Source organism: Blautia sp. AF19-1, assembly GCF_003479155.1.
Taxonomy (GTDB): domain Bacteria; phylum Bacillota; class Clostridia; order Lachnospirales; family Lachnospiraceae; genus Fusicatenibacter; species Fusicatenibacter saccharivorans.
Genome location: NZ_QUGQ01000001.1, coordinates 254,333 through 259,544, shown reverse-complemented (window position 1 = coordinate 259,544; position 5,212 = coordinate 254,333). Strand labels below are relative to the sequence as shown.

Genomic DNA, 5,212 nt, shown 5'->3' with positions numbered 1-5,212 from the left:
TGAATTTGAGCGGTGCATTGATTTTCTGGTACGGATGATTGATAAGTACGGCGCTGAAGTCCTCCGGGAGTTGGAGGAAGAAAAACAGAATAAGGAAGAAAAAGAAGCGGCAGTTTCCTGAAATACAAAATGTAAATCAGACTGTCGCTTTTTTCATGTATTTTTAAATCAAATAAATTTTAAAAGCTGATGCAGAGTGTGTGACTCATTATTCTGGGAAGCGGTAATACGAGTATCAAATGGCTTGAAATGATTCTGTGTATAAAAGCTCAGAAGAAATTCATTATCTTCGCATTCAAGAAACTCCATAACGCCGCCTACGGAATATTTGAGACTGGATATGGTTTCCAGTGCAAATCCCAGTAGAATATTTCCAGGGATTCGTTTATTCTTTGGAAGAGAATAGTTCTTTCCCAACTGGGCAATCAGGTAAGCTGCGGTAGTATAGGATTGTGTTTCTTCATCCAAAATACTGACACGGGACAGCTTTTTTGCCATTGTCTTGCTGATATTTGAAGCACGGACAGAGATTGGTTTTACTGTAAGTGAAAAATAACCAACCAGTGAAGCATCTTCAGCATCAAATACCAGATAAGTGATAGATTGATCTTTTTTGGTAAACTCAATCGCATTATGTAATAAAAAGTATTCCACATCGGGATTTTTGGGACAAGAAAAATCGGAGAGTAAGTCGTAAAGACTTTCCTCTCCGATATATGTCGGTTCGTCTTTATCCAAATATGCCCGAATATTAACGGTAAAATATTTATCAGACATGTTTTTTCTTCCTTTTTGACATTAAAGCTAAGATTTCCTGTGGGTTCGTTAACTGACGTCCGGGAAGTGTCTGCTTTGGTGTGCGGTCACGGTCGGCTTCGTCAATTGCTGCGACAAAACGCTTTATGCTATTTGGATTGGATACGACAAAATTATGAGTAATACTTGAAGTAGCCATACTAACACCTCCTCTTTTTTGGCTTTTTTGTGTATTTATAGTATATGCAATGTGTGATAAAAACACAATATCGAAAACAAAAATAATTTCTAAATAATTTTCAAGCCGGACATTTATTAGACGCTTCCGGTAAGCGAACAATATTTTCGAGCCAATCATTTATAAGTCGCCAATGGTGGGCGGGCAATATTTTGATAACAGAAATGCTCTGTATCTAACTTAATTATACGATTGGCGAAGAAATGCGTCAATACGGAAAATAAGTATTGAAAATAGTTGGAACAAGTACTAAAATTAAGTTGGGACATTGAATGGAAGTTATGTTACGAGATAATAAGAATTGTAGGTGGAAGGTTTGAACATAGAAGCATATGATGCTGATTCATTGAGAAAAATGGTTAGGTTGCTTGAATATGAGAACAAGATATTAAAAGATAAATTGAAGAAAGCAGGCATTTCATATGAAGAGGTGAATCCTTTTGAAGAAAAAATAGAAAGTGCAGAAGAATATGACCTGGATCAAGGGAGTCGTATTGTAAATCCGCCATATATTACAGAGAAAATGGCAATACGTTTCTTTTCGATGTTTTGGGGAAGAGAAGATGTATATGCCAGACGGGGAAAGAACGGGGGTTATTTTCCACAATGTGCAAATCGTTGGAATGACCGGCTTTGTCCTAAACAACGTAAAGAGAAGGTATTTTGTGATGAATGTGAAAATACCAAATGGATAAGTCTGGATGTAAAAAAAATAATTGCTCATTTGTTAGGCACAAAAGAAGATGGATCAGATGTAATAGGTGTATATCCTTTACTGCCAAATGGAACATGCAGATTTATTGTATTTGATTTTGATAATCATGAAAAAGGAGCAGAGGTTACGGACTTTGCAAATACGGATAATGAGTGGCATAAAGAAGTGGATGCGCTTAGAAAAATGTGTGAGCTTAATGGTATCAGACCTTTAGTTGAGAGATCTCGATCTGGAAAAGGTGCCCATGTATGGATTTTCTTTAAAAAGGCAATATCTGCGGCAACAGCAAGGAATTTTGGATTTCTCCTGTTAGACAAGGGTTCAACTTCCATCAATCTGAAATCTTTTCATTATTATGATAGAATGTATCCTTCGCAGGATGTGGCAAGCAGCATAGGTAATTTGATTGCATTGCCATTACAGGGGCAGGCACTTAAAAATGGAAATAGTGCTTTTGTAGATGAAAATTGGAATGCATATCCTGATCAATGGGATGCTCTTTTCAATAAAACAAAAAAGCTGGGAATAGAAGATGTTGAACAATGCATGGCAAAATGGCAGGGAGAATTAGCAGAAGTCAGAGGAACGCTTACTAATATTGAGAAGAATGTCAGACCGAAACCATGGAAGAAGAAATGTGAGTTTTGTAAGTCAGATGTTGTGGGCAAGCTTCATATGGTATTGGGCAATGGAGTTTATATTGATACTCTGAATCTTATGCCAAGAATACAAAATCAGGTCCGTAGTTTGGCGGCATTTGATAATCCGGAATTTTACAAAAATAAAAGGCTGGGATATTCTAATTATTATAATTTCAGTACTGTATATTTAGGTAAGGATATAGATGGATATATACAGATTCCGAGAGGACTGCGGGAAAATATTATACAGGAATGTGAAAAAGCAGGCATTTCAGTTGATGTTTCAGATCAAAGAGAAACAGGACAACCTATCAGAGTATCTTTTAAAGGTGATTTGCGAATGCAACAGGAATTAGCAGCAGAAAAATTATTATCACATTCAGATGGGGTTTTGAGTGCGGCAACTGCATTTGGAAAGACTGTAGTATGTAGTTACCTTATTGCAGAGCGAAAAGTAAATACGCTCATTTTGCTGCAAAATAAAGATTTGCTTAATCAGTGGGTTGATGAATTGAATCATTTCTTAGAGATAAGAGAAGAACCACCGGAATATGAAACAAAAACAGGAAGAAAGAAAAAAAGAAATAGTGTGATAGGCGTTTTGCACGGAAATAAAAATACATTGACAGGGATTATAGATGTTGCAATGGTTGGTTCAATGTACAGCAGAGGAAAATTTAATGAACGGATTAATTCTTACGGAATGGTAATTATGGATGAATGTCATCACGCAGCTTCTAACACATCTATGGAATTATTGCAGAAAATAAATGCAAAATACGTATATGGTGTTTCTGCTACACCTAAACGTGGTGACAGTCTTGATCGGATCATCTATATGCTGTTAGGACCTTTGAGACATAGATTTACTGCATTGGAGAGGGCTAAGGAACAGGGGATTGGACATTATTTTGTCCCAAGATACACAAGAGTAGTTGATACTGCAGAAAGCAAGGATAATATTAATAAAGCATATAATTTGATTAGTACCAGTAAGGTGCGCAATGAAATGATCATAGATGATGTTATAACTTGTGTTGCAAGAAAACAAACTCCTGTAATTTTGACAAGATTTAAGGAACATGCAAAATTTTTACATGATGCCTTAAAGAAAAAAGCAGATCATGTATTCCTTCTGTATGGGGATAATTCGGATAAGGAAAATGCTGAAATAAGAGTAAAATTAAAGCAGATACCTGAAAATGAATCGCTTATTTTGGTGGCAACTGGTCAGAAAATAGGAGAAGGGTTTGATTTCCCAAGACTGGATGTATTAATGCTTGCAGCACCTGTATCTTTTGAAGGACGCCTGGAACAGTATGTAGGTAGATTAAACAGAGATTATGTCGGAAAAGAAGCCGTTTATGTGTATGATTATATCGATTCGCATGTGCGTTATTTTGATAAAATGTATGCAAAAAGATTGAGAACATATAGGAAAATGGGATTTTCAATCTGGACGCAAGAGTTGCAACCTAAACAAATAATAAATGCAATATTTGATTCTGTAAATTATACCGAAAAATTCGAGCAAGATATTGTAGAGTCAGAAAAAATGGTGGTAATTTCCAGTCCGGATATCAGACAGGATAAAATTGACAGATTTTTATTACTAGTCAAGAAGAGACAGGAAGTAGGGGTAAAGGTCACAGTTATTACAACAGATCCGGAAGATATTACTTACGGAAAGTCAGATGTATGTTATGAATTAATCAGAGCAATGCAATTGGTAGGAATAAATGTGATAACAAGAACAGAAGTAGAAGAATATTTTGCCGTTATTGATGATGAAATAGTATGGCATGGTGGGATGAATCTACTTGGAAAAGCTGATGTCTGGGATAACTTAATGCGTATCAGAAATTCACAAGTTGCAACGGAATTGTTGGAAATTGCTTTGGGATGTTCTGAGGAGAGGAGGAAAAGTGAATAAAAAGATAAAATGTGATATCTATACCAGAGTATCCACAACCATGCAGGTAGATGGCTACAGTCTGGATGCTCAGAAAGAAAAACTCGAGAGATATGCGGAATTTCAGAACATGGAAATCGTAAATGAGTATTCCGATGAAGGTAAGTCTGGAAAAAGCGTAGAGGGCAGACCGGAATTTCAGAGAATGTTGGATAATATTGAGAATGGAACAGATGAGGTGCAGTTTGTACTGGTGTTCAAGCTTTCCAGATTTGGTCGTAATGCGGCAGATGTTTTAAATTCTTTGCAGAGGATGCAGGATTTTGGAGTGAATCTGATCTGTGTAGAAGATGGAATTGACAGCTCAAAAGATAGTGGAAAGCTGATGATTTCTGTTCTGTCTGCGGTGGCAGAGATCGAACGAGAGAATATCCTTGTTCAGACAATGGAAGGACGTAAGCAGAAAGCCAGGGAAGGAAAATGGAATGGTGGATTTGCTCCGTATGGTTATGAATTAGTAAATGGAGAATTGCAGATTGCAGAGGACGAAGCAGAGATTATTCGTCTGATCTATGACAAATTTATTCATACCAATATGGGAATCTCTGCGATTGCTGCATGGCTGAACCAGCATGGATACAAAAAGAAAAAACGACAGAATAATACACTGGACGCATTTGCCGCTTCATTTATAAAGGGCGTTCTGGATAATCCGGTATACTGTGGAAAGCTGGCTTATGGACGAAGGAAAAACGAGAAAGTTTCTGGTACAAGAAATGAATACCGCATTGTAAAGCAGGAAAATTATATGCTGCACGATGGTATCCATGAAGGGATTGTTTCAGAAACAGACTGGGAGCTGGCACATCAAAAACGGGAAAAAACAGGTGTGAAATATGAAAAGACACATAGTTTCGATCATGAGCATATTTTATCCGGAATATTGAGAT

Annotated in this window: 4 protein-coding genes; 2 read left to right on the top strand and 2 right to left on the bottom strand. The window is 36.8% G+C overall.

What is annotated here, in order from left to right; translation table 11 throughout:
• Positions 1 to 168: 168 nt before the first annotated feature.
• Together DWX26_RS01125 and DWX26_RS17030 are read right to left on the bottom strand one after the other, a co-directional pair.
• Positions 169 to 777, bottom strand: coding sequence for a hypothetical protein (locus tag DWX26_RS01125; RefSeq protein WP_055195104.1), 609 nt, complete (start codon positions 775 to 777; stop codon positions 169 to 171).
• On the bottom strand, positions 770 to 955 hold the full coding sequence (locus DWX26_RS17030) for a hypothetical protein (protein ID WP_009245306.1): 186 nt from the start codon (positions 953 to 955) through the stop codon (positions 770 to 772). Before DWX26_RS17030 ends, DWX26_RS01125 begins: the two co-directional genes overlap by 8 nt.
• 355 nt (positions 956 to 1,310) lie before the next feature.
• Between DWX26_RS17030 and DWX26_RS01115 the strand changes: the two genes are divergently transcribed.
• A complete protein-coding gene (locus DWX26_RS01115; RefSeq protein WP_110925840.1) occupies positions 1,311 to 4,283 on the top strand; it encodes a TOTE conflict system archaeo-eukaryotic primase domain-containing protein in 2,973 nt (990 codons plus the stop codon).
• A gap of 40 nt (positions 4,284 to 4,323) precedes the next feature.
• Positions 4,324 to 5,212 (top strand): recombinase family protein (locus DWX26_RS01110; protein WP_243030460.1); only part of this gene is annotated, 889 nt, incomplete at its 3' end.

Excerpts from the sequence above, each read along its gene's own strand:
- DWX26_RS01125 (WP_055195104.1), bottom strand. The coding sequence starts at position 777 with ATGTCTGATAAATATTTTACCGTTAATATTCGGGCATATTTGGATAAA.
- DWX26_RS17030 (WP_009245306.1), bottom strand. The coding sequence starts at position 955 with ATGGCTACTTCAAGTATTACTCATAATTTTGTCGTATCCAATCCAAAT.